Origin of the sequence: Micromonospora sp. NPDC053740 (assembly GCF_040677775.1) — a bacterium.
GTDB lineage: Bacteria > Actinomycetota > Actinomycetes > Mycobacteriales > Micromonosporaceae > Micromonospora > Micromonospora alfalfae.
Window position 1 is genome coordinate 265,038 of sequence record NZ_JBFASO010000007.1, and the last position, 20,123, is coordinate 285,160.

Here is a 20,123-nt window from a genome sequence, read left to right on the forward strand (position 1 = left end):
GCGGCGGGGGTGGGGAGGGTTCGACACGCCCGGTGGGGCGTTGTGGGGCGCGGGGGCCCGTCAGCGGTGATGATGTCGGGGTGGGGGAGGAAATCGGCACCGAGGATGGGACTGTCGGACGGCCGCGACGGTCGCCGAGCGCGACGCGTACGCCGTCGGCCGGCGGGGCGCGCGGCCCGGAGCCCGGCGCGGGGGCCCGCGAACCCGGGCCGCCGGCGCGGGAGGCCGGGCCGGCGGGACGCGAGCCGGAGGCGGTGTCCACCGCACCGCTGCGCGGTATCGACGCGGCCGGCGGGCTCGCCGCGCTGCGCGGCCTGCTGGACCGGCCGCTGACCTCCTACTACCTGCTGCTGTCCTGTTCCGGCCTGCTGCTGCTGATCGGGCTGACGATGGTCTTCTCGGCGACCAGCGTGAAGGACTACGCCGAGGACGGCAACGCCTCGGCCTCGGTGACCAAGCAGGCCATCTTCGCGGTGATCGGCATCGGCGCGTTCTGGGTCTGCCAGCGCCTGCCGGCCAGCACCTACCGGTCGCTGGGCCGCCCGCTGCTCTTCACCTCGGTCGTCCTGCTGGTGGTGCTCAACCTGCTGGTCGCCTACGCCCGGCTGACGAACCAGAAGACAGGGCAGATCGGCCCGATCGAGGCGCGGCTCAACTGGCTCTTCGTCGGCGGGATCCAGCTTCAGCCATCCGAGCTGGCCAAGTTCGCGATGGTGCTCTGGGGTGCGCACATCGTCGCCCGCAAGGGCGCCGCGCTCGGGTGGTGGCGCGAACTGGCCACCCCGCTCTTCCCGGTGGTCGGCCTGCTCTTCGTCCTGGTCGGCTACAACGACACCGGCACGATGCTCTGCCTGCTGGCCCTGATCGTGGGTCTGCTCTGGGCCGCCGGGGTGCGGATAAGGGTCTTCGGCGCCCTGGCGGCGGCCGGGCTGGTCGGGATCGGCCTGCTGGTAGCGGTGGCCTCGCTGGGCGCCGGTTCCGGCGAGCGCGGCGAGGACAACTACCGCTTCGCCCGGCTGGACATGTTCTTCAATCCACCGGACCCGGAGACCTGCAAACTTGACGGCTGTCTGCAGTTCTACCAGGGGCGGCTGGCCATCGAGCACGGCGGCTGGTTCGGTGTCGGGCTGGGTAAGGGCAGTCTGAAGTGGGACTGGCTCCCCGAGGCGCACAACGACTTCATCTTCGCGATCATCGCCGAGGAGCTGGGCGTGATCGGGTGCGTCGTGGTGCTCAGCCTCTTCGCGGTCCTCGCGTACACCGGTTTTCGGATCGCCCGGCGGGTCGACGACCCGTTCCGTCGGCTCGCCGCCACCGCCGTGACCACCTGGCTGGTCAGCCAGGCCGTGATCAACATCGGTGGGGTGGTGGGGCTGCTGCCGATCACCGGTCTGCCGCTGCCGTTCATCTCCGACGGCGGAAGTGCCCTGGTGGTGACGTTGGCCGGCATCGGCATGCTGGCGTCCTTCGCCCGCGCCGAACCCGATGCGGCCAGAGCACTGCATGCCCGTCCGCCGGCCCGGTGGGTCCGACTACTCTGGGCCCCGTTGCCGCCGCTTCCCGGCCGGCGTCGCCGACCGGCGACGCCGCCCGCTGGCCGAGGGTCCGTACCCCGGTCCCGCGAGCGGCGCCATGACGATCAGGCCGCGCCGCGCGGGGTCCGACAGGACCGGAGCCGCGGTGGTACGGCGAGCGAGAGGAGACGCTGATGGGTCCGCTGCGTTCGGTGGTGCTCGCGGGAGGTGGCACCGGGGGGCACGTCTACCCGCTGCTCGCCTTCGCCGACTGCCTTCGCCGACACGACCCGGGCGTCCGGATCACCTGCCTCGGCACACCACGGGGCATGGAGAACGACCTGATCCCGCCGCAGGGCTACGACCTGCGGCAGATCCCGGCGTACCAGCTGCCCCGGTCGGTCAACATGAACCTGGTCCGCACACCGGGCCGGATGTGGACCGCGGCGCGCGCCGCGGGCAAGGTGATCGACGAGGTGCGCGCCGACGTGGTCGTCGGCTTCGGCGGGTACGTCTCGGTGCCGGCCTACCTGGCCGCGTGGCGCCGCGAACTGCCCATGGTGATCCACGAGGTGAACGTGCCACCGGGCGTGGCCAACAAGCTGGGCATGAAGTTCACCAAGAACGTTGCCGTCGGCTTCCCGAACCAGCCGAGCCAGGCCGAGTCGCTGCGGGACGCCACAGTCGTCGGTGTGCCGCTGCGCCGCAGCATCGCCGGTCTCGACCGGTACGCGCTGCGTAACGCCGCCCGCGCCCACTTCGGGCTCCGCCCGGACCTGCCGGTGCTCTTCGTGTCCGGCGGCTCGTCCGGCGCCCGCTCGATCAACCTGGCGGTCTCCGGGGCGGCCAAGGAGCTGGCCCGCAACGGCGTGCAGGTGCTGCACGTGATGGGCGCCCGCAACGAGCCGGTGCCGATCCCCACCGACCTGCCGGTGCCGTACGTGACGCTGCCGTACCTGTCCGAGATGGAGCTGGGCTACGCCGCCGCCGACCTGATGCTGGCCCGGGGCGGGGCGATGACCGTCGCCGAGGTGGCCGCTATCGGGTTGCCCACGATCTACGTCCCGTACCCGCACAGCAACCAGGAGCAGCGGCGCAACGCGCTGCCAGTGGTGGAGGCCGGCGGTGGACTGCTGGTCGACGACGGGGAGCTCACCCCGGACTGGCTGGAGCGCACTGTCATCCCCCTCATCCGTGACCCGCAGCGGCTCTACAACATGGGTGCCGCCGCCGGGTCGTACGGCCGGCGCGACGGCGACGAGGCGCTGCGTTCCTTCGTGCTGGCGGCGGTGGCCCGATGACCGCGCAGTTCACCCCGGCCGGCACGCTCACCGCTGAGGACCTGGGCGCCGTCCACCTGATCGGGGTGGGTGGGGTGGGCATGCTCGGCGTGGCCCGGCTGCTGCTCACCCGTGGTATCCGGGTCTCCGGCAGCGACCTGCGGGAGTGGCCCTCGCTGGCCGGCCTGCGGGCGCTCGGCGGCACCATCCACCTCAGCCACGAGGTGAGCAACCTCGACGGCGTGGACACCGTCGTCTACTCGTCGGCAATTCCCCAGGACCACCTGGAGTTGGTCGAGGCGCGTCGGCGCGGGCTGCGGGTGCTGCACCGCTCGGAGGCTCTCGCCGCGGCGATGACCGGCCGTCGGGCGGTGGCAGTCGCCGGCACGCACGGCAAGACGACCACCACCTCGATGGTGACGATGGTGCTCCAGCAGGCCGGAGTGGACCCGTCCTTCGTGATCGGTGGAGAGATCTCCGAGGTCGGTTCGGGCGCCCACCACGGCACCGGCGAGCACTTCGTTGTCGAGGCGGACGAGAGCGACCGCTCGTTCCTCATCTACCGCCCGTACGTCTCGATCATCACGAACGTCGAGGCGGACCACCTCAACACCTACGGCGACTACGCGACGCTGGAGGCGGCGTTCGTGGAGTTCGCCCGCCTCACCGACCCGGACGGGTTCATCATCACCTGCGCCGACGACCCGGGCGGCCGGCGGTTGGCCGAGAGCCTGCGGTCCGCGGGGCGACGGGTCTTCACCTACGGCGAGGCCGTCGACGCCGACCTGCGGTTGACCGAGATGGTCTCCTCCGCGCGTGGGGTGCGCTACCTGGCCGCGATCGACGGCCGGTCACTGGGCGAGTTCCGGCTGCCGGTGCCGGGGCGGCACATGGGGCTGAACAGCGCCGCCGCGGTGCTGGCCGCGTACCTGCTGGAACTGCCGCTGGAGGCGGCGGAGGCCGCGCTGGCGGTCTTCCCCGGGGTGCGGCGGCGCTTCGAGCGCAAGGGTGTCGCGGACGGTGTGCTGATCTACGACGAGTACGCCTACCACCCGACCTCGATGAAACTGGCCATGCAGACGTTGCGCGAGGTCGCCGGGGACGGCCGGCTGATCGTCGTCTTCCAGCCGTACCGGCTGTACCGCACCCGCGACAACCAGGCGGAGATCGCCGAGGCGCTGGCCATCGCCGACGAGGTGGTGCTCCTGGAGGTCTTCGGGCCCGGTGAGTTGCGTCAGCCCGGCGAGGGTTCGGCGGCGCTGATCGCGGCTGTGGATCTGCCCGCCGACCGCAAGGTCTTCGTGGAGTCGTGGGAGCAGGCCCCGATCGAGGTGGCCCGCCGCGCCCGCTCCGGGGACGTGGTGGTCACCATGGGCGCCCCACCGATCTCGCTGATGGGCGACGAGCTGCTGGCCGCCCTGGGTGAGCGTACGGCCGGCTCGGCACCGACCGCGACCGTCGACCCGGTGGCCACCACCCCGGCGATCGGTGATCCGGTGCCGGGTGGGGCGACGGCCGGCGGCGACGGCGCGGCTCTCGGTGGCACCGCCGTGCCCGGCGGCTCGGCGCCCACGGCCGGATGAGTCCCGGCCCGGCCCGAGGGCGCACCAGCGCCGCCGACGGCGGCGCCCCGCGCCGCGGTCCGGCCCGGCGGTGGCAGTTGGTCCGGGCGGGCCGCGACGCGGTACCGCCCTCGACCCGCCGGTTCATGGCCCGTGCCCGGCAGCGTCGCATGCGTGCGGCGCTGCCGTGGGCGGTGACCGCCGGGGTGCTCGCTCTGGCCGGGCTGGTCGCCTGGACGGTGCTCGGTACCGGGCTGTTCGGTGTGCGGGAGGTGCGCGTGGAGGGTGCCGACCTGGTCACCCCGGTGCAGGTGCACGACGCGGTCGGGGTGCCGGACGGCGTGCCGTTGGCCCGGGTGGACCTGACCGCCGCCGCCCGTCGGGTCGGCGCGCTGCCGGCGGTGGAGCGGGCCACTGTCTCCCGGGACTGGCCCGGCGCGCTGGTGGTGCGGGTGACCGAGCGGACCGCGGTGGCTGTGGTGCCGCAGGGCGAGGCGTTCGCCCTCATCGACCGGAGCGGCGTGGCGTTTCGGACTGTGGAGCGACGCCCCGCCGACCTGCCACAGGTGACGGTGGCCCGGCCGGCCGCCGACGACCCGGGCACCCGGGCCGGGCTGGAGGTGCTCGTCGCGCTGACGCCCCAGCTGCGCGCCGAGCTTGTGGACGTGAACGTGGCGGGGCTGGCCCGGATCAGCCTGCGGCTGCGCGGCGAGCGGACGGTGGTCTGGGGCGACGCGACCCGGGGTACTGACAAGGCTCGGGTGGCCACCGCGCTGCTCGACGAGGACACCGACCGGATCGACGTGAGCGCACCGGATGTGGTGACCTTTCGTTGACCGGTGAGCGTGCGCGGACGTGACCCGTGGCGCTCCGCGCGGCGACACGCCGCCCGGGTCCTTGGCTCATAGCGCGGTGGCGCTTACGTTGCCTCGAAGAGCTTCAGTGGTTGACATAACTGTAAGCCTCTAGTAGAGGGTTAGGGTTCACCCCTGATCCTCGTTGGTGACAGCTGTCGTCGGCCGCTGGTCTGGCCACGCCGTAACCGGTCGGCCGAAGCCAATCTCGAAGGAAAGGACCGGAGATGACACCTCCGCACAACTACCTGGCGGTCATCAAGGTCGTCGGCATCGGGGGTGGCGGCGTCAACGCCGTCAACCGGATGATCGAGGTTGGGCTCAAGGGCGTCGAGTTCATCGCGATCAACACCGATGCGCAGGCGCTGCTGATGAGCGACGCCGACGTCAAGCTCGACGTCGGTCGGGAGCTGACCCGTGGCCTGGGGGCCGGGGCCAACCCGGACGTCGGGAAGAACGCCGCCGAGGACCACCGCGACGAGATCGAGGAGGTGCTCAAGGGCGCCGACATGGTCTTCGTGACCTGCGGCGAGGGAGGCGGCACCGGCACCGGCGGCGCGCCGGTGGTGGCCAACATCGCCCGCAAGCTCGGCGCGCTGACCATCGGCGTGGTGACCCGGCCGTTCTCCTTCGAGGGCAAGCGCCGCCAGGTGCAGGCCGAGACGGGGATAGACGAGCTCCGCAACCAGTGCGACACGCTGATCGTCATCCCGAACGACAGGCTGCTGGCCCTGGGCGACCGCAACATCAGCATGATGGACGCGTTCCGCACGGCCGACCAGGTGCTGCTCTCGGGTGTGCAGGGCATCACCGACCTGATCACCACCCCGGGTCTGATCAACCTGGACTTCGCCGACGTCAAGAGCGTGATGAGCGGCGCCGGCAGCGCGTTGATGGGCATCGGCAGCGCCCGCGGCGAGAACCGCGCGGTCGAGGCGGCCGAGGCGGCCATCTCCAGCCCGCTGCTGGAGCAGAGCATGGACGGCGCGCGGGGCGTGCTGCTCTCCATCGCCGGCGGCTCCGACCTGGGCCTGTTCGAGATCAATGATGCCGCCCAGCTGGTCACCGACGCGGCCCACCCGGACGCCAACATCATCTTCGGCGCGGTCATCGACGACGCTCTCGGTGACGAGGTGCGGGTGACTGTCATCGCGGCGGGCTTCGACGGTGGCACGCCCGCGTACAAGGCGGCCGAGCCGACCCGTAAGACCAACACCAACCAGCCGGCACCGCAGAGCACCCCGGCGCCGGCGCCGGCCACCAACCCGGCTCCGGCCCAGTCGCCGCGTCGCGTGCTCTTCGACGACGTGGACGTTCCCGACTTCCTCAAGAACGGGTCCTGAGCACCGCCGATGACCGACAGCTCAGCCACGGTACGTCCAGATCGGCACGCCGAACTCGCGGCCGGTCTGGCCCAGGTTCGGTCCCGGGTCGATGACGCCTGCGCGCAGGCCGGCCGGGATCGTGCCGAGGTAACCATGATCGCGGTGACGAAGACCTACCCGGCCAGCGACGTGTTGGCGCTGGCCGGGCTCGGGGTGACCGACATGGGGGAGAACCGCGACCAGGAGGCGGCCGGCAAGGCCGCCGAGGTGGCTGCCGCCGGGGTGCGTCCCCGCTGGCACTTCATCGGCCAGTTGCAGCGCAACAAGGCCCGCTCGGTGGTCCGCTACGCCGACGTGGTGCACTCCGTCGACAGTGTCCGGCTGGCCCGGGCGTTGGCCACCGCGACTGCCGACCGGCAGGAGCCGCTCGACGCTTTGGTCCAGGTGAGCATCGACGGCGACGCCGCGCGGGGCGGTGCCCTGCCCGGCTCGGCGGATCCGGCCGCCGGTCTGGAGCCGGTGGCCGAGGCGGTGGCCGACGCGCCGGGGTTGCGTCTGGTCGGTCTCATGGCGGTCGCTCCGCTGGGGTGGGAGCCGGAGCGGGCGTTCGCCCGGCTCGCGGAGGTCGCCGACGCGTTTCGGGCCGTCCATCCGGGAGCCACCGCGCTGTCCGCCGGTATGAGCGGAGATTTCGAAATCGCGATCCGTTACGGCGCGACACATGTCCGCGTCGGTAGCGCGTTGCTCGGAATGCGTCCCACGCTGCGGTAGCCTGACCGCGAGACATGCAAATTACATCAGTGTTGTTTCAGGGGCGGGCGTCTCCTTAGTCGGGGGTCGTGGCGCGCGACGCGAATCGCGCGCCGGGGGGATTGCCGTTCCGGTCCGGTGGGCATGGTTGTCCACTCGCGACGGGCGACATGGCACGGGGGCGCGTGCCGCACGGCGGACGGAAGGGCGCGGGATGGGTGCACTGCGCAAGGCGGGGGTCTGGCTCGGTCTGGTCGAAGAAGACGACGAGCGGGCCTACGACGACGGTGGCTACGACAAGGGTGGCTACCGCGACTCGCGTTACCGGCAGAGCCGGTACGCCGAGGAGTTCGCCGACGACGACGAGGACGACGCCGAGGAGCCGCCGGCTCCCCGGCCGCGCGACAGCGGGCGGGGTCGACTCTCCGAGCGGTCGAGCGGGCGGTTGAGCGAGTCCGAGCGTGGCGACGGTGAGCGGCCGGAGCGGATCGAGCGGTCCAGCGTCCGGTCGATCACCCGGTCGTCGGCGGGCGAGACCTCCGGTGCGCTGACCTACCACACTCGGGACAACCTGGCCCTCGCGCCGCAGGTCACGTCGCGCGAGCGGGCTCTGCCCGAGGAGGAGCAGCGTTACCAGATCACCACGCTGCACCCCACCACCTACCGGGAGGCGCGCACCATCGGTGAGCACTTCCGCGACGGCGTCCCGGTGATCATCAATCTCACCGAGATGGATGAGGCCGATGCCCGCCGTCTGGTGGACTTCGCCGCCGGACTGGCGTTCGGCCTGCGCGGTACGATCGAGCGCGTGACCAATCGGGTGTTCCTGCTCTCACCGGCTAACGTCCAGGTCACCGCAGAGGACAAAGCCAAGATCGCTGAGGGCGGCTTTTTCAGTCTGAGTTGATCCCGCCCGACCCGAGGGACGTCGCTGACCGTGTTGTCGATCTTACTGCAAGTGTTGTACCTGATCCTTTATGTCTTCCTGCTCCTTCTTCTGTCCCGGTTCGTGTTGAGCGCCGTCCTGCAGTACGGCCGTCGCTGGCAACCGGGGCGTGGAGCATCGGCAGGATTGGAATCCGTGTGGAGCGTCACTGATCCCCCTCTCAACACGTTGAGGCGTGTGATCCCTCCGCTGCGAATTGGTACCGTGAGCATCGACCTGGCCTCCCTTGTGCTCCTGGTTATCCTGTTCGTGCTGATGGAGTTCGTGTTAGGGCCGTCGATCAGGGCATCTGCCTGATGACCGACGCGCTTTCGCGGCCGCAACTGACCCGAGGAGTTTCGATGCCGCTGACCCCGGCCGACGTCCACAACGTCGCCTTCAAAAAGCCGCCGATCGGCAAACGGGGGTATGACGAGGAGGAGGTCGACGCCTTCCTTGACGAGGTCGAGCGCGAGCTCGCCCGTCTCATCGAGGAGAACAACGAGCTGCGCGCCCAGGTGGAGCGCGGCGGCCGTGGCGGTGCCCCCGCCGGCCCCGGCGGCGACGCCCGACTGGCGGCGGAGCTCAACGATGTCAAGGCCCAACTGGACCGGGTGCAGCGCGACAAGTCGGCGGCCGAGCAGGCTGCCCGCGCGATGCAGGCCGAGCTGGAGCAGGTCCGCGCGACCGGCGGCCCGGCCGGCGGCGTCACCGGTGACGGTGAGCAGCAGGCCCTGCGCGTGCTGATGATGGCCCAGCGCACCGCCGACGACCACGTGTCCGACGCTCGCCGCGAGGCCGACCAGCTGCTGTCCGAGGCTCGCAGCAAGGCCGAGGAGGTGACCCGGGAGGCGCGCGCCAAGGCTGACGCCCTTGAGCGGGACGCCCGCCAGCGGCACCAGGAGGCCATGGGCGGCCTGGACGCCAAGCGCACGGCGCTGCAGAAGCACATCGAGGAGCTCAAGCAGTTCGAGCGCGAGTACCGCACCCGGCTCAAGGCGTACCTGGAGAGCCAGCTGCGTGACCTCGACGGTCGTGGCCAGGGCCTCGAAGCCGAGATGACCCGCTCCGAAGCCGGCCGGGTCGCTGGCGGCAACGGGCTGGCGGCAGCCGGTCTTGCTGGTTCGTACGGCGGCGGCGGGCGCTCCGGCGCCCTCGAAGCCGGACGCTGAGCACCGGCCGGCGATCGCTGTCCGCCAATGGTGACGGTCGCCGGCCTGGCCTGGACGGTTCGACGCGGCGGGGGTGAGCCGTGATAGTCGCAAGTCTTCTGCTCATCCTCGTCGCAGTGGCGCTACTGGTGCTCGGCCTGGCCGGTGGCTCCAGCTTCTTGTTGGTCATCTCCATCGCGGCCAGTCTGCTGGCCGCCGTGGCGTTGGTGGTGGGCGCCCGCCAGGCAGCCGCCAACCGCGCCATGGCGGATCCCGGCCGGACCGACCGGCGGCACCCCGACGCGCCCCGCACGGCCAGCCAGGCCACACCGGGTGTCGCGTACGGGCCGCCGCTGGTCGAGCCGGAGGTGCCGGTCCAGCACGTGCCCACGACGTTTGGTACCGGCGGCACCGGGTGGCGGCAACCACCCGAGCCGCCGGTCGACCACGCGCCGCCGGTCGATGAGGTGTCGCCGGTCGACGCGTCGCACGTCGATGACGCGTCGCCGTTGGTGGGTGCGGCGGACGAGGCCCCCGCGCGGGCCCGGCCGGTCAGCCCGGCGTCGCCGATGGACGACGTGTTCGACCCCGCGGTCGCGGCGGTCGACGAGCCGGCCGCCCAGCAGATCACGGCCGCCGAAGCGGCCCGGGTGGCCCGACTGCTCGACGCCGTCGAGGTCGTCGACGGCCGCCCCCGTTACCACCTGGACGGCTGCCCCCACCTGATCGGCTGGCAGCCCGAGACGTTGCCGGTCGCCGAGGCCGTGGACCTCGGCTTCACCCCGTGCGCGCACTGCGCGCCGGCGACCGCTCTCCTCGCCGACGCCCGGCCGATCTGAAGCGGCGCCGGTGCCCGCACAGGACACGCTCACCGTGGCGGTACGGGTGAAGCCCGGCGCCTCGCGGGACCGGGTGGGTGGCCGCTTCGACGGCCCGCACGGGCCCGCGCTCGTGATCGCGGTCCACGACCCGGCCGTCGACGGCCGGGCCACCGAGGCCGCCCGCCGGGCGTTGGCCGGCGCGTTGGGCGTCCGACCTGCCGTCGTGTCACTGCGTGCCGGCGCGGCCAGTCGGGACAAGCTCTTCCTCGTCGACCGGCCGGGCCCGGAGCTGCCCGAGGTGCTGCGCCGTCTGCGCGACGGATCCGTCGAGTGAGGACAGCCCAGGCAAGGCAGCCGTGACGCCCGGGTTGGATATCGCGCTGCTGCTCGGTGCGGCAGTGCTGCTGGTCGCTGTCGGCGCGGTGCGACTCTCCACGAGGCTCGGCGTGCCCAGCCTCCTGGTCTACCTGGCTCTCGGTGTGGCTATCGGCGAGAACGGGTTGGGCATCCGTTTCGACGACGTCGAGCTGACCCGGACCCTCGGCTTCTGCGCGCTGATCGTGATCATCGCGGAGGGCGGGCTCACCGCCCGGTGGACCACGCTGCGCCCGGTGCTCGGGCTGGCCTCCGCGCTCTCCACTGTCGGCGTGATCGTCAGCATCGCGGTGGTCGGCGTGGCAGTGCACCTGCTGCTGGGGCTGGACTGGCGGTTGGCGCTGCTCTACGGCGCTGTGCTCTCGTCCACCGACGCGGCGGCCGTCTTCGCCACTCTGCGCCGGCTGCGGTTGCCGCCCCGGCTGGTGGCGACCCTGGAGGCCGAGTCGGGGATGAACGACGCCCCGGTGGTGCTGCTGGTGGTGCTGCTGTCCCACAGGGGTTTCGCGCACCCGTGGTGGTACGAGGTCGCGCTGGTCTGTTACGAGCTGGGCGTCGGTGCGGCGGTGGGCGTGGCCGCTGGCGTCGCCGGCACCTGGGCGCTGCGCCGGGCCGCGCTGCCCTCGGCCGGGCTCTACCCGATCGCCGCGGTGGGCATCACAGTTCTGGCGTACGCCGCGGGGGCTGTTCTGCACGCCTCGGGCTTCCTCGCCGTCTATGTGGCAGGGGTGTTGCTGGGCAATGCCCGCCTGTCGCACCGGCAGGCGATTCTCGGTTTCGCGGACGGGCTGGCCTGGCTCGCCCAGATCGGGTTGTTCGTGCTGCTCGGGTTGCTGGTCTCGCCGGGCCGGCTGGACGCGGCGGTACTGCCAGCGGTGGTCGCCGGGCTGGCTCTGGTGCTCCTGGCCCGGCCGCTGTCGGTGGCTGTCTCGGCGGTGCCGTTCCGGGTCGGGCTTCGAGAACAGGCGTTCCTGTCCTGGGCCGGGCTGCGCGGTGCGGTGCCGATCGTGCTGGCCACCATTCCGCTGTCCGAGCGGGTGCCCGGCGCGGAGCGGCTCTTCGACGTGGTCTTCGTGCTGGTGGTGATCTTCACGCTGGTGCAGACCGGGACGCTGGGGCCGTTCGCCCGCCGGTTGCGGGTGACCGCGCCGGCCGAGGCCGCCGAGATCCACGTGGAGACCGCGCCGCTGGAGCGAATGCGGGCGGACCTGCTCCAGGTGGAGGTGCCACCGGGCTCACGACTGGCCGGCGTGCACGTCGACGAGCTGCGCCTTCCGTTGGGCGCGTCGGTGACCCTTGTGCTGCGCGACGGCGTGGGCTTCGTGCCCGCACCGGACACCCGGTTGAAGACCGGCGACAGTCTGCTGATCGTGGCGACCGCAGGGGTGCGGGACGCGGCGGAACGGCGGTTGCGGGCGGTCAGTCGGCGGGGTCGTCTGGCCCGATGGTTTGGTGAGTACGGGGATGAGGTGCCCAATTGATCTGCTAGCGTTCCCTTTGCCCCAGTTAGGCAGGGCTAGGGGCTGTTAGACGGTGCGACGGTGCGGCACGTTGTCGGACGCCTGTACGTTCCGTATTCTTGCCAACCTCCGGAGTGCGCGGCCATCGTCGCCGTGCGCCCCTTTTCGTACATAGGGGACGCCCTAGTCGGCGCCCCCTGTCCAGGCGCCGCGGACCGCGCGGTTCCCCGGCCGAGGGAGCGACCCATGGCGAAGCCATCCGACACCAGGACCGCCGGGCGCAAGCCGGTGGCGAAGGCCACCCGTAGCACGGCGGAGACCGAGAAGATCCGGGCGGCGCTGGCGGCGCGGCGGGACGAGCTTCGTGCCGAGTACGATCAGACGCTGAGTGAGATCACCGAGCTGCAGCGCGATCGGCTGACCGACTCGGCCGGGGACGACCAGGCCGATACGGGCACCAAGACGCTCGAGCGGGAGCAGGAGATCTCTCTCGCCAACAGCATTCTGGAACGGATCACGCAGGTGGAGCGCGCTCTGGAGCGCCTCGACGAGGGTGGTTACGGCTGGTGCGAGCGGTGCGGCAACCCGATCCCGGTCGAGCGCCTCGCCGCCTTCCCGTCGGCCACCCTGTGTGTGACGTGCAAGCAGCTGGAGGAGCGGCGCTGAGGTCCGTTCCCCGGCGGCGATGAGACGGTGAGCGATCACCGCCAAGACTGTCGATGGGGAGCGCATGACCGCAGTACCGTCCGCCGAACCCGGCCGCACCGATCCGGGCGGCGGCACCCGCCGGCCCCGGGCAGTCGCGATTCTCGCCGGAGTCGCCCTGGTGGCCCTGCTGGCCGACCTGGTCACCAAGCACCTCGCGCTGGCCGCGCTGACCGACCGGGAGCCGGTCCGGCTGCTCGGTGGGTTCGTCTACCTGAGCCTGACCCGCAACAGCGGTGCGGCCTGGAGCATCGGCGCGGACCACACCTGGGTCTTCCCACTGATCACCATCGGTGTGGTCGGCTGGATCGTCTGGATGGCACTGCGGCTGCGCTCGCTGCCCTGGGCGGTCTCGCTCGGCCTGGTTCTCGGTGGCGCGTTGGGCAACCTCGTCGACCGGATCTTCCGGGCGCCGTCCCCGTTCCACGGGCACGTCGTCGACATGATCAGCCTCTTCGACCCGTACGGTCAGGTCTGGCCGGTGTTCAACCTTGCCGACAGTTCGCTGGTCTGTGGCGTGCTGCTGGCCGTCCTGTTGGAGTTGACCGGCCGCCAGCGTGACGGCCGGCGGGCGGGTCGCGACGGCGACCCGGCCACGACGGACGCCGCGTCGGGCGCCGAGCAGCGGGAGCGGGCATGACCTCGGCATTCGCCGCTGGCGGCGACCACCGTTCCCTTCCGGTTCCGGACGGCCTCGACGGCATGCGCCTGGACCAGGCCGTGTCCCGCCTGTTCGGGCTGTCCCGCACCGCCGCCGCGGCCCTGGTCGACGCCGGGGACGCGCTGGTCGACGGCTCCGCCCGGCCCAACTCGCACAAGGTCAAGGCCGGCTCCTGGCTGGACGTCACGCTGCCCGCCCCTGTCGCACCGCCGACAGTGGTCCCGCAGGCGGTGCCCGGCCTGCGGGTCGTCTACGCCGACGACGACATCGTCGTGGTCGACAAGCCGGTCGGGGTGGCCGCGCACCCGAGCCCCGGGTGGACCGGGCCGACGGTGATCGGCGCGCTCGCCGCGATCGGGCACCGCATCTCCACCAGCGGCGCCGCCGAACGCCAGGGCGTGGTGCACCGGCTCGACGTGGGCACCACCGGGATCATGGTGGTGGCCAAGAGCGAGCAGGCGTACACGGCGTTGAAGCGGGCCTTCAAGTACCGCGAGGTCGACAAGGGCTACCACGCGGTGGTGCAGGGTCACCTGGACCCGCTGCGGGGCACCGTCGACGCGCCGATCGACAGGCACCCGACCCACGACTACCGCTGGGCGGTGGTGTCCGGCGGCAAGCCGAGCATCACCCACTACGACACCCTTGAGGCGTTCCCGGCGGCGAGCCTGGTCGACGTCCGGCTGGAGACCGGCCGGACCCACCAGATCCGGGTGCACTTCTCCACCCTGCGGCACCCCTGTGTGGGTGACCTCACCTATGGCGCCGATCCCACCCTCTCGGCCCGTCTCGGCCTGGCCCGACAGTGGCTGCACGCCCGCGAACTGAGCTTTTTGCACCCCCGAACGGGGGACGAGGTCCGGTTCGTCAGCGACTACCCTGACGACCTGGACCGTGCGCTTCAGATCCTGCGTGACTGAGCGGCGACCGCCCGACACCGTTCCACAGAGGGGATCCCGCCCGTGCGCGCCGGCAACCTGCTGCGGCAGCTGGACCAGCGGTTGCTGCCGCCGCTGACCCGGACCGTGGCCCGCCTCGGCGACCGGTCGGCGCGCTCCGGCGTGCTCAGTTGGGCCGCGGTGCTCTCCGCGGCGGCGGTGTTGGGCACCGCCGTCTGGGCCGTCGACGACACTCCGGTCGGCGACCGGACGGTCGGCGAGGTGACCCGGGTCGGTGTTGCCGACGGCGACTCCGTCCCCGGCTACCTGCGGTCCGCCGCGGCCGACCTGGCCGCGCTGCCCGCGTCCGCCCCGGCCGCGGAGGGCAGGACGTACGCGCTGGTCACGCTCGACACGTACCTGCCTCCGCAGCGGCTGGCGACGGTGCTCGGCGACGTCGGGGTCTCGACGGTCTTCGGGCGGGTTCCGCTGCCCGGCCGGCAGACCGAGATCGTCAAGATCCCCGCGCTGCGGGTGCCGGACGACGTGGTGGCCGGGATGGACCAGGTGGCGGCCCGCAAGGAGACCGAGGCCGCCGACTACCGGGCCAGGGCCGCCGCTGTGGACGGCGACGGGGTGGGCGAGCGGGAGTTGCGGGAGCAGTACGCCAGTGGCGCCGAGGTGGCCGCCGCCGAGGCGGTCGCGTACCGCACCGGCTGCGCCTGCGTCTACGCGGCGGTGGTTCGCGCGACGCCGGTGGCGCTGCGCGGTGTCGCGGCCCGGCCGGATGTACGGGCGGTCGACCCGGCCCCCGAGGTGTACCGGCTGGACCGGACGGTCTTCACGCCGCCCCTGCCCGAGCAGCGTGACGTGGTGCGCCCGCCGGCCGACACCGGGCCGAGCCCCGTACCGACCCGGTCCGAGCCGCCAGCGCCGATGATCAGCGCACCGGCGCCGTCGGCCCCCGTGGGCGAATCGTCGGAACCCGCACCAGTCGTGACCATTCCGTCACCCGAACCGTCGACGCCGGAGCCCGCCGAGTCGGCGCCGCCGAGCGTCACCACCTCGCCGGACGCCGCCCTCACCGAGCCGTTGCCGCCATCGCCGTCGTCGTGATCTGCGCCGGCTGGTGTGCGCTCTGAGGTGTGGTCCGAATAGGGTTGGGTTCGTAGCCTGTCAGACAGAGGTCGATGGCGCTGGGAGGGCGGGCCGTGGAGGGCAGTGAGACCGGCTGGGGCCGGCCGGCCGAACCAGCGCCGCGGTGGCGCGCGCTGTTGGACCGTGCCCGGCTGGGCGGTCGCGGCGCGGAGCAGACCGAGCCGGAGCGGCGCGGCGAGGAACCGCCGCCGGACCCGCTGCCACGACGTGCGGCCCCCAACGGCTACGCCGGGCGGGCACCCGCCATCGGGCATCCGGCCGACCTGTCGTACGGCGCGGAGCCTGCGTACCGGGCCGAGGCGACCTACCGGGTCGACCCCGCGTACCGGGCCGAGCCGGACTACCGGGCCGAGCCCGCGTACCGGACCGAGCCGGGTTATCGGGCCGAGCCGGACTATCGAGCGGAGCCGGCGTACCGGACCGGGCAGCCGGACTACCGCGCCGAACCCGGCTACCGGGCCGAGCCGGGCTACCGCGCTGAACCGGACTACCCCGCCACGCCCGGCTACCGGGCCGAGCCCGACTACCGGGCGGACCCGGGTTATCGGGCCGAGCCGGGCTATCGGGCCGAGCCCGACTACCGGGCTGAGCCGACCTACCGGGCCGAGCCCGAGCCGCCGGCACGCGGCCCCGACCCGGTCCCGTCGCGCTACGCGTTGCTGGACAACGGCTACCGGCCGGGCGACCCGCCGGTGGAGTCGCGGTACGCCCTGCTGGAGACCGGCTACCAGCCGGAGACCGGCTACCCGGCCGCCCCGCCACCGCCCCCGCCGGTCGCCCCGCCGCCCGTGCCGCCGGTCGCCGTGCCGGTCACGCCGCCCGTTCCGCCACCACCCGCCCCGGCGGTCGGCTCGGTGGTCGCCGAACGCGCCTACCCGGCCCGGATCGAATGGCGCCCACCGGCCGTCGACCAGGAGCAGGAGCGCGCCAACGGGGTGCTCCAACGGGACCTGGGCACGCCCCGGGTGTTCGCCTTCGCCAACCCCAAGGGCGGAGTGCACAAGACGACCGCCACAGTGCTCGCCGCGGCGACGGTCGGCAGCGTCCGCGGCAAGGGCGTGCTGGCCTGGGACGACAACGAGCTGCGCGGCACCCTCGGCCTGCGCGCCGGCAGCGCCCGGCACGCCCGGACGATCCGGCACCTGATCAGCGACCTGGCCCAGATCGAGATCCTGGAAGACGCGACCCTGCTGGACCGGCTTGACGACTACCTGCGGCACGCCTCCGACGGCTCGTACGACGTGCTGGCCGGCGAGGAGAGCCCACGCTTCGCCCAGCGACTGGACCAGTTCACCGTCCGACGGGTGCTGGAGCTGCTGCGGCGCACCCACGACGTGGTCTGCGTGGACACCGGCAACAACGTGGAGAGCCCCAACTGGCGCACTGTGATGCAGGCCGCCGACCAGCTGGTGGTGACCACTGTGCCCCGGGAGGACGCGGCGTTCAGCGCGGACTGGATGCTCGACCTGCTGCACGAGGAGGGCATGGGCGAGTTGGCGGACAACGCGATCACCCTCATCTCCTGCCCGACCCCCGGTCGCTCGACGCTCCAGGACGACCTGGAGCGGCACTTCGCCACGCGTACCCGGGGCGTGGCCGTCGTGCCGTACGACCCGGCTCTGGAGACCGGGTCGTCCATCGAGTACCACCAGCTCCAGCCGGAGACCCGGCAGGCGTGGCTGCGGGCCGCGGCGATGATGGTGGAGCCGTTCGCCCGGTGAGCTGGTCTGCCGCCACCGGAGCCCCGGCCGCGCACCGGGCCTGAGAGGATCATCGGGTGAGCCCGGACAACCCCGACCGTGAGCGGCCCGTCGACGAGCCCGACCAATCCGCGCCGCCCGGTACGCCGGACGCGAGACCGCCGGAGGTCGACCCGCCGGCCGCGACGACGCCCGGCGAGTTCGGTCCGGGCCACCTGCCGGACTCGGCGGCGTACCAGAGCTTGTTGGAGCTTCGGTTCGACGAGCCGCGTCGTCCATTGCGTGCCCTGGCGACGGTGCTGGGCACCGTGCTCGCGCTGGCCGTGTCGGGTGTTCCGCTCGGGCTGCTCTGGGCCGCGCTCGCGCCGGACACCCCGGTGCTCAAGACCGCCGAGGGGGCGATCTACGCCGAGCCGCAACCGGAGCAGCCGATCGCCGCCGACGGCTGGTTCAGCCTGCTCGGGCTCGCCTTCGGGCTGCTCGTGGCGTTCGCCCTGTGGTTCGTGCTGCGTCGACGGCGCGGCCCGGTCGGGTTGCTCGCCGCGGTGCTCGGCACCCTGGTCGCCGCGCCGGTGGCCTGGCAGGTGGGACGGCGGATCGGCCTGGCCACCTTCGACCGGCTGCTGGCGACGGCCCCGGTCGGGCAGGCCTTCAGCAAACCCGCCGACCTGCGGGCTGGTGGGGTGGACTGGCTGCTCGGCGTGCTGCCGGTGCCGCACGGCAACCTGCTGCTGCCGGCGTTCGGGGCCGCTGTCATGTACACACTGCTGGCCGGTTGGTCGCGGTGGCCGGGGCTGCGCCCGGAGCCCGAGCCGGGGGACTTTAGTTGGGTGTCGGCGGGGACGCCAGCTCCGACAGCGGCACCGGAACCGCCCGCACCTGACGCAGCAGAGCCGCCTCGCGGTTGAGCAACCGCAGCTCGGCGCGGAGCCGGGAGGCGGTGTCGTCGATCGCCAGCAGCCGTTGCCGGTCGTCGACGGTGAGCGCCGCGGTCGCCGCCACCAGGTGCGAGAGCACGGTCGGGTCCTCCGGCAACTGCTCGGAGATCTCCTCCGGGTCGGAGCGGATCAGGCCGAGGTACTGCCGGAACACAGCGATCACCCGGGCGGCCAGCAAATCGGCCACCTCGTCCGGGCCGCCCGGGTCGGGCAGCCACTCGACGTCGGCGGTCAGGTAGGGCTCGGCGCTGTCGTCGATTTCGGCGATCCGGAATCGACGCCGACCGACAGTGACGATGTCGAAACCACCGTCGGTCAACTCGGTCACCTGGCGCAGCTCGGCGGTGCAGCCCACCTCGTGCAGCGTCACCTCGCCGACGCTCGATCGGGCCGGGGCGCCGGCGGGACCGGCGGGCGCGACTTCCCAGCCGGCCTGGATGGCCACCACGCCGAACTCGCGCGGGGCACCGTCGGGCAGGCCGACAAGGTGCCGGACCAGCGCCCGGTAGCGCTCCTCGAAGATGTGCAGCGGCAGCACCAACCCGGGAAAGAGCACCGTTGCGAGCGGGAAAACCGGCAGCCGTGCGGTCACATGGTCGAGCCTAACCAATCTCGTCCCCGGGGGCGTGGCCCGGCTCACCGTCCCGGCGGACGGGCGGCTCGGGTGGACGTCGGGCCGGCCGCCTAGACTCGCAAGGGTGCTGAATCGGATCGACCTGCGCGACGGTCTCGGTGACCCGCGCCGCCTGCTGCCCCGTGCCCAGCTCGACGTGTCCGTCGCCGTCGAGCGCATCCGGCCCCTGGTGGAGGCGGTCCGTGAGCATGGGTACCCAGCGATCCGGGAGGCCAGCGTTCGGTTCGACAGCATCTCCCCGGAGGTGCTGCGGGTGCCGGTCGAGGCGATCACCGAGGCGGAGGGGGTGCTCGACCCGGCGGTGCGTGCCGCGCTGCTGGAGTCCATCGCCCGGGCCCGTCGGGTGCACGATGATCAGCGGCGCACCGACCACACCACGACTGTGGTGCCCGGCGGCACTGTCACCGAGCGATGGCTGCCGGTCGACCGGGTCGGCCTCTACGTGCCCGGTGGCCTGGCGATGTACCCGTCGACTGTGGTGATGAACGTGGTGCCCGCCCAGGCGGCCGGGGTGCGCTCGCTGGTGGTGGTCAGCCCGCCGCAGAAGGACAACGGCGGCCTGCCCGATCCCCGGGTGCTCGCCGCGTGCGCGCTGCTCGGCGTCGACGAGGTGTACGCGGTGGGCGGGGCCCAGGCGGTGGCGATGCTGGCGTACGGCGCGGCGGTGGACCCGGCGGGTGAGCTGCGGTGCGACCCCGTCGACCTGATCACCGGCCCCGGCAACATCTGGGTGACCGCCGCCAAGCGGCTGCTGCGCGGCGTGGTCGGCATCGACGCCGAGGCCGGGCCGACCGAGATCGCCATCCTGGCCGACGACACCGCCGACCCGGCGCACGTGGCCGCCGACCTGATCAGTCAGGCCGAGCACGACCCGCTCGCCGCGAGCGTGCTGGTCACCCCGTCGGTGGCGTTGGTCGAGGCGGTCGAGGCGGAGTTGGCCCGGCAGGTGCCGGCGACCAAGCACACCGAACGGGTCACCACGGCGCTGACCGGTGAGCAGAGCGGCGTGGTCCTGGTCGACGACCTTGAGGCGGGGCTGCGGGTGGTCGACGCGTACGCGGCCGAGCACCTGGAGATCCAGACGGTGGACGCCCGGGAGTGGGCGCTGCGGGTCCGCAACGCCGGGGCGATCTTCGTGGGCGCCTGGTCGCCGGTGTCGCTCGGTGACTACTGCGCCGGCTCCAACCACGTGCTGCCCACCGGTGGCTGCGCGCGGCACTCCTCCGGCCTGTCCGTGCAGTCCTTCCTGCGCGGCGTGCACCTGATCGAATACACCGAGGCCGCGCTACGCGACGTGGCCCCGCACGTGGTCACCCTGGCCAACGTGGAGGACCTGCCCGCGCACGGCCAGGCGGTCCAGGCCCGTTTCCCGGGAGGGTCGGCGTGAGCGCGCGCACCAGCCGGCTCGGGCGACCGGTGCCTCCGGCCGCTG

The 20,123-nt window shown here is 72.6% G+C and carries 20 protein-coding genes; 19 read left to right on the forward strand and 1 reads right to left on the reverse strand.

Going from position 1 to position 20,123, the window contains the following annotated elements; translation table 11 throughout:
• Positions 1-254: 254 nt before the first annotated feature.
• From AB0K35_RS20285 to AB0K35_RS20370, 18 genes are all read left to right on the forward strand, one after another.
• The gene (locus AB0K35_RS20285; RefSeq protein WP_363886952.1) at positions 255-1,709 is read left to right on the forward strand and encodes a putative peptidoglycan glycosyltransferase FtsW; all 1,455 of its coding nucleotides are present in this window, start codon (positions 255-257) and stop codon (positions 1,707-1,709) included.
• Positions 1,709-2,815 (forward strand): undecaprenyldiphospho-muramoylpentapeptide beta-N-acetylglucosaminyltransferase, encoded by a 1,107-nt coding sequence (gene murG / locus AB0K35_RS20290; protein WP_238667384.1) that lies wholly within the window; start codon positions 1,709-1,711, stop codon positions 2,813-2,815. The genes AB0K35_RS20285 and murG overlap by 1 nt, the downstream gene beginning before the upstream one ends.
• Positions 2,812-4,377 (forward strand): UDP-N-acetylmuramate--L-alanine ligase, encoded by a 1,566-nt coding sequence (gene murC / locus AB0K35_RS20295; protein WP_238667383.1) that lies wholly within the window; start codon positions 2,812-2,814, stop codon positions 4,375-4,377. Before murG ends, murC begins: the two co-directional genes overlap by 4 nt.
• Positions 4,374-5,192 (forward strand): FtsQ-type POTRA domain-containing protein, encoded by an 819-nt coding sequence (locus AB0K35_RS20300; protein ID WP_238667382.1) that lies wholly within the window; start codon positions 4,374-4,376, stop codon positions 5,190-5,192. Before murC ends, AB0K35_RS20300 begins: the two co-directional genes overlap by 4 nt.
• A gap of 245 nt (positions 5,193-5,437) precedes the next feature.
• Entirely contained in the window at positions 5,438-6,553 is a 1,116-nt protein-coding gene (ftsZ, locus tag AB0K35_RS20305) for a cell division protein FtsZ (protein WP_091407710.1), read from the forward strand.
• A gap of 9 nt (positions 6,554-6,562) precedes the next feature.
• Positions 6,563-7,306, forward strand: a complete 744-nt coding sequence (locus tag AB0K35_RS20310; RefSeq protein WP_238667381.1) for a YggS family pyridoxal phosphate-dependent enzyme — start codon at positions 6,563-6,565, stop codon at positions 7,304-7,306.
• A 193-nt stretch (positions 7,307-7,499) separates the two neighbouring features.
• Positions 7,500-8,192 carry a cell division protein SepF gene (sepF, locus tag AB0K35_RS20315; protein ID WP_238667380.1) on the forward strand — a complete coding sequence of 231 codons (693 nt, stop codon included), beginning with the start codon at positions 7,500-7,502 and terminating at the stop codon, positions 8,190-8,192.
• A 30-nt stretch (positions 8,193-8,222) separates the two neighbouring features.
• The gene (locus tag AB0K35_RS20320) at positions 8,223-8,528 is read left to right on the forward strand and encodes a YggT family protein (protein ID WP_238667379.1); all 306 of its coding nucleotides are present in this window, start codon (positions 8,223-8,225) and stop codon (positions 8,526-8,528) included.
• Between the two features lie 44 nt (positions 8,529-8,572).
• Positions 8,573-9,382 (forward strand): DivIVA domain-containing protein, encoded by an 810-nt coding sequence (locus AB0K35_RS20325; protein WP_036411965.1) that lies wholly within the window; start codon positions 8,573-8,575, stop codon positions 9,380-9,382.
• An 80-nt stretch (positions 9,383-9,462) separates the two neighbouring features.
• Positions 9,463-10,200, forward strand: coding sequence for a hypothetical protein (locus AB0K35_RS20330; protein WP_363886821.1), 738 nt, complete (start codon positions 9,463-9,465; stop codon positions 10,198-10,200).
• Between the two features lie 10 nt (positions 10,201-10,210).
• The gene (locus AB0K35_RS20335; protein ID WP_238667376.1) at positions 10,211-10,516 is read left to right on the forward strand and encodes a DUF167 domain-containing protein; all 306 of its coding nucleotides are present in this window, start codon (positions 10,211-10,213) and stop codon (positions 10,514-10,516) included.
• 22 nt (positions 10,517-10,538) lie between these two features.
• Positions 10,539-12,038, forward strand: a complete 1,500-nt coding sequence (locus AB0K35_RS20340; protein WP_238667375.1) for a potassium/proton antiporter — start codon at positions 10,539-10,541, stop codon at positions 12,036-12,038.
• 225 nt (positions 12,039-12,263) lie between these two features.
• A complete protein-coding gene (locus AB0K35_RS20345) occupies positions 12,264-12,683 on the forward strand; it encodes a TraR/DksA C4-type zinc finger protein (RefSeq protein ID WP_091407724.1) in 420 nt (139 codons plus the stop codon).
• Between the two features lie 64 nt (positions 12,684-12,747).
• A complete protein-coding gene (gene lspA / locus AB0K35_RS20350; protein WP_363886824.1) occupies positions 12,748-13,362 on the forward strand; it encodes a signal peptidase II in 615 nt (204 codons plus the stop codon).
• Positions 13,359-14,303 (forward strand): RluA family pseudouridine synthase, encoded by a 945-nt coding sequence (locus AB0K35_RS20355; protein ID WP_091407730.1) that lies wholly within the window; start codon positions 13,359-13,361, stop codon positions 14,301-14,303. The genes lspA and AB0K35_RS20355 overlap by 4 nt, the downstream gene beginning before the upstream one ends.
• 42 nt (positions 14,304-14,345) lie before the next feature.
• The gene (locus AB0K35_RS20360; protein ID WP_363886827.1) at positions 14,346-15,377 is read left to right on the forward strand and encodes a hypothetical protein; all 1,032 of its coding nucleotides are present in this window, start codon (positions 14,346-14,348) and stop codon (positions 15,375-15,377) included.
• Positions 15,378-15,451: 74 nt separating this feature from the next.
• On the forward strand, positions 15,452-17,140 hold the full coding sequence (locus AB0K35_RS20365) for an AAA family ATPase (protein ID WP_238667372.1): 1,689 nt from the start codon (positions 15,452-15,454) through the stop codon (positions 17,138-17,140).
• A gap of 56 nt (positions 17,141-17,196) precedes the next feature.
• Positions 17,197-18,027 carry a DUF2567 domain-containing protein gene (locus AB0K35_RS20370; protein ID WP_238667371.1) on the forward strand — a complete coding sequence of 277 codons (831 nt, stop codon included), beginning with the start codon at positions 17,197-17,199 and terminating at the stop codon, positions 18,025-18,027.
• On the opposite strand, the gene AB0K35_RS20375 is transcribed toward AB0K35_RS20370, so the two are convergent.
• A complete protein-coding gene (locus tag AB0K35_RS20375) occupies positions 17,942-18,649 on the reverse strand; it encodes an LON peptidase substrate-binding domain-containing protein (RefSeq protein WP_238667370.1) in 708 nt (235 codons plus the stop codon). The two genes, AB0K35_RS20370 and AB0K35_RS20375, sit on opposite strands and share 86 nt — an antisense overlap.
• Positions 18,650-18,755: 106 nt before the next feature.
• On the opposite strand from AB0K35_RS20375, the gene hisD reads away from it, so the two are divergent.
• Positions 18,756-20,078, forward strand: coding sequence for a histidinol dehydrogenase (hisD, locus tag AB0K35_RS20380; protein ID WP_238667369.1), 1,323 nt, complete (start codon positions 18,756-18,758; stop codon positions 20,076-20,078).
• The last annotated feature ends 45 nt before the right edge of the window (positions 20,079-20,123 follow it).

Coding starts and splice junctions, on each gene's coding strand:
- ftsZ (WP_091407710.1), top strand. CDS start 5,438: ATGACACCTCCGCACAACTACCTGGCGGTCATCAAGGTCGTCGGCATC.
- sepF (WP_238667380.1), top strand. CDS start 7,500: ATGGGTGCACTGCGCAAGGCGGGGGTCTGGCTCGGTCTGGTCGAAGAA.
- lspA (WP_363886824.1), top strand. CDS start 12,748: ATGACCGCAGTACCGTCCGCCGAACCCGGCCGCACCGATCCGGGCGGC.
- AB0K35_RS20355 (WP_091407730.1), top strand. CDS start 13,359: ATGACCTCGGCATTCGCCGCTGGCGGCGACCACCGTTCCCTTCCGGTT.
- AB0K35_RS20365 (WP_238667372.1), top strand. CDS start 15,452: ATGGCGCTGGGAGGGCGGGCCGTGGAGGGCAGTGAGACCGGCTGGGGC.
- AB0K35_RS20345 (WP_091407724.1), top strand. CDS start 12,264: ATGGCGAAGCCATCCGACACCAGGACCGCCGGGCGCAAGCCGGTGGCG.
- AB0K35_RS20310 (WP_238667381.1), top strand. CDS start 6,563: ATGACCGACAGCTCAGCCACGGTACGTCCAGATCGGCACGCCGAACTC.
- AB0K35_RS20300 (WP_238667382.1), top strand. CDS start 4,374: ATGAGTCCCGGCCCGGCCCGAGGGCGCACCAGCGCCGCCGACGGCGGC.
- AB0K35_RS20325 (WP_036411965.1), top strand. CDS start 8,573: ATGCCGCTGACCCCGGCCGACGTCCACAACGTCGCCTTCAAAAAGCCG.
- murC (WP_238667383.1), top strand. CDS start 2,812: ATGACCGCGCAGTTCACCCCGGCCGGCACGCTCACCGCTGAGGACCTG.
- murG (WP_238667384.1), top strand. CDS start 1,709: ATGGGTCCGCTGCGTTCGGTGGTGCTCGCGGGAGGTGGCACCGGGGGG.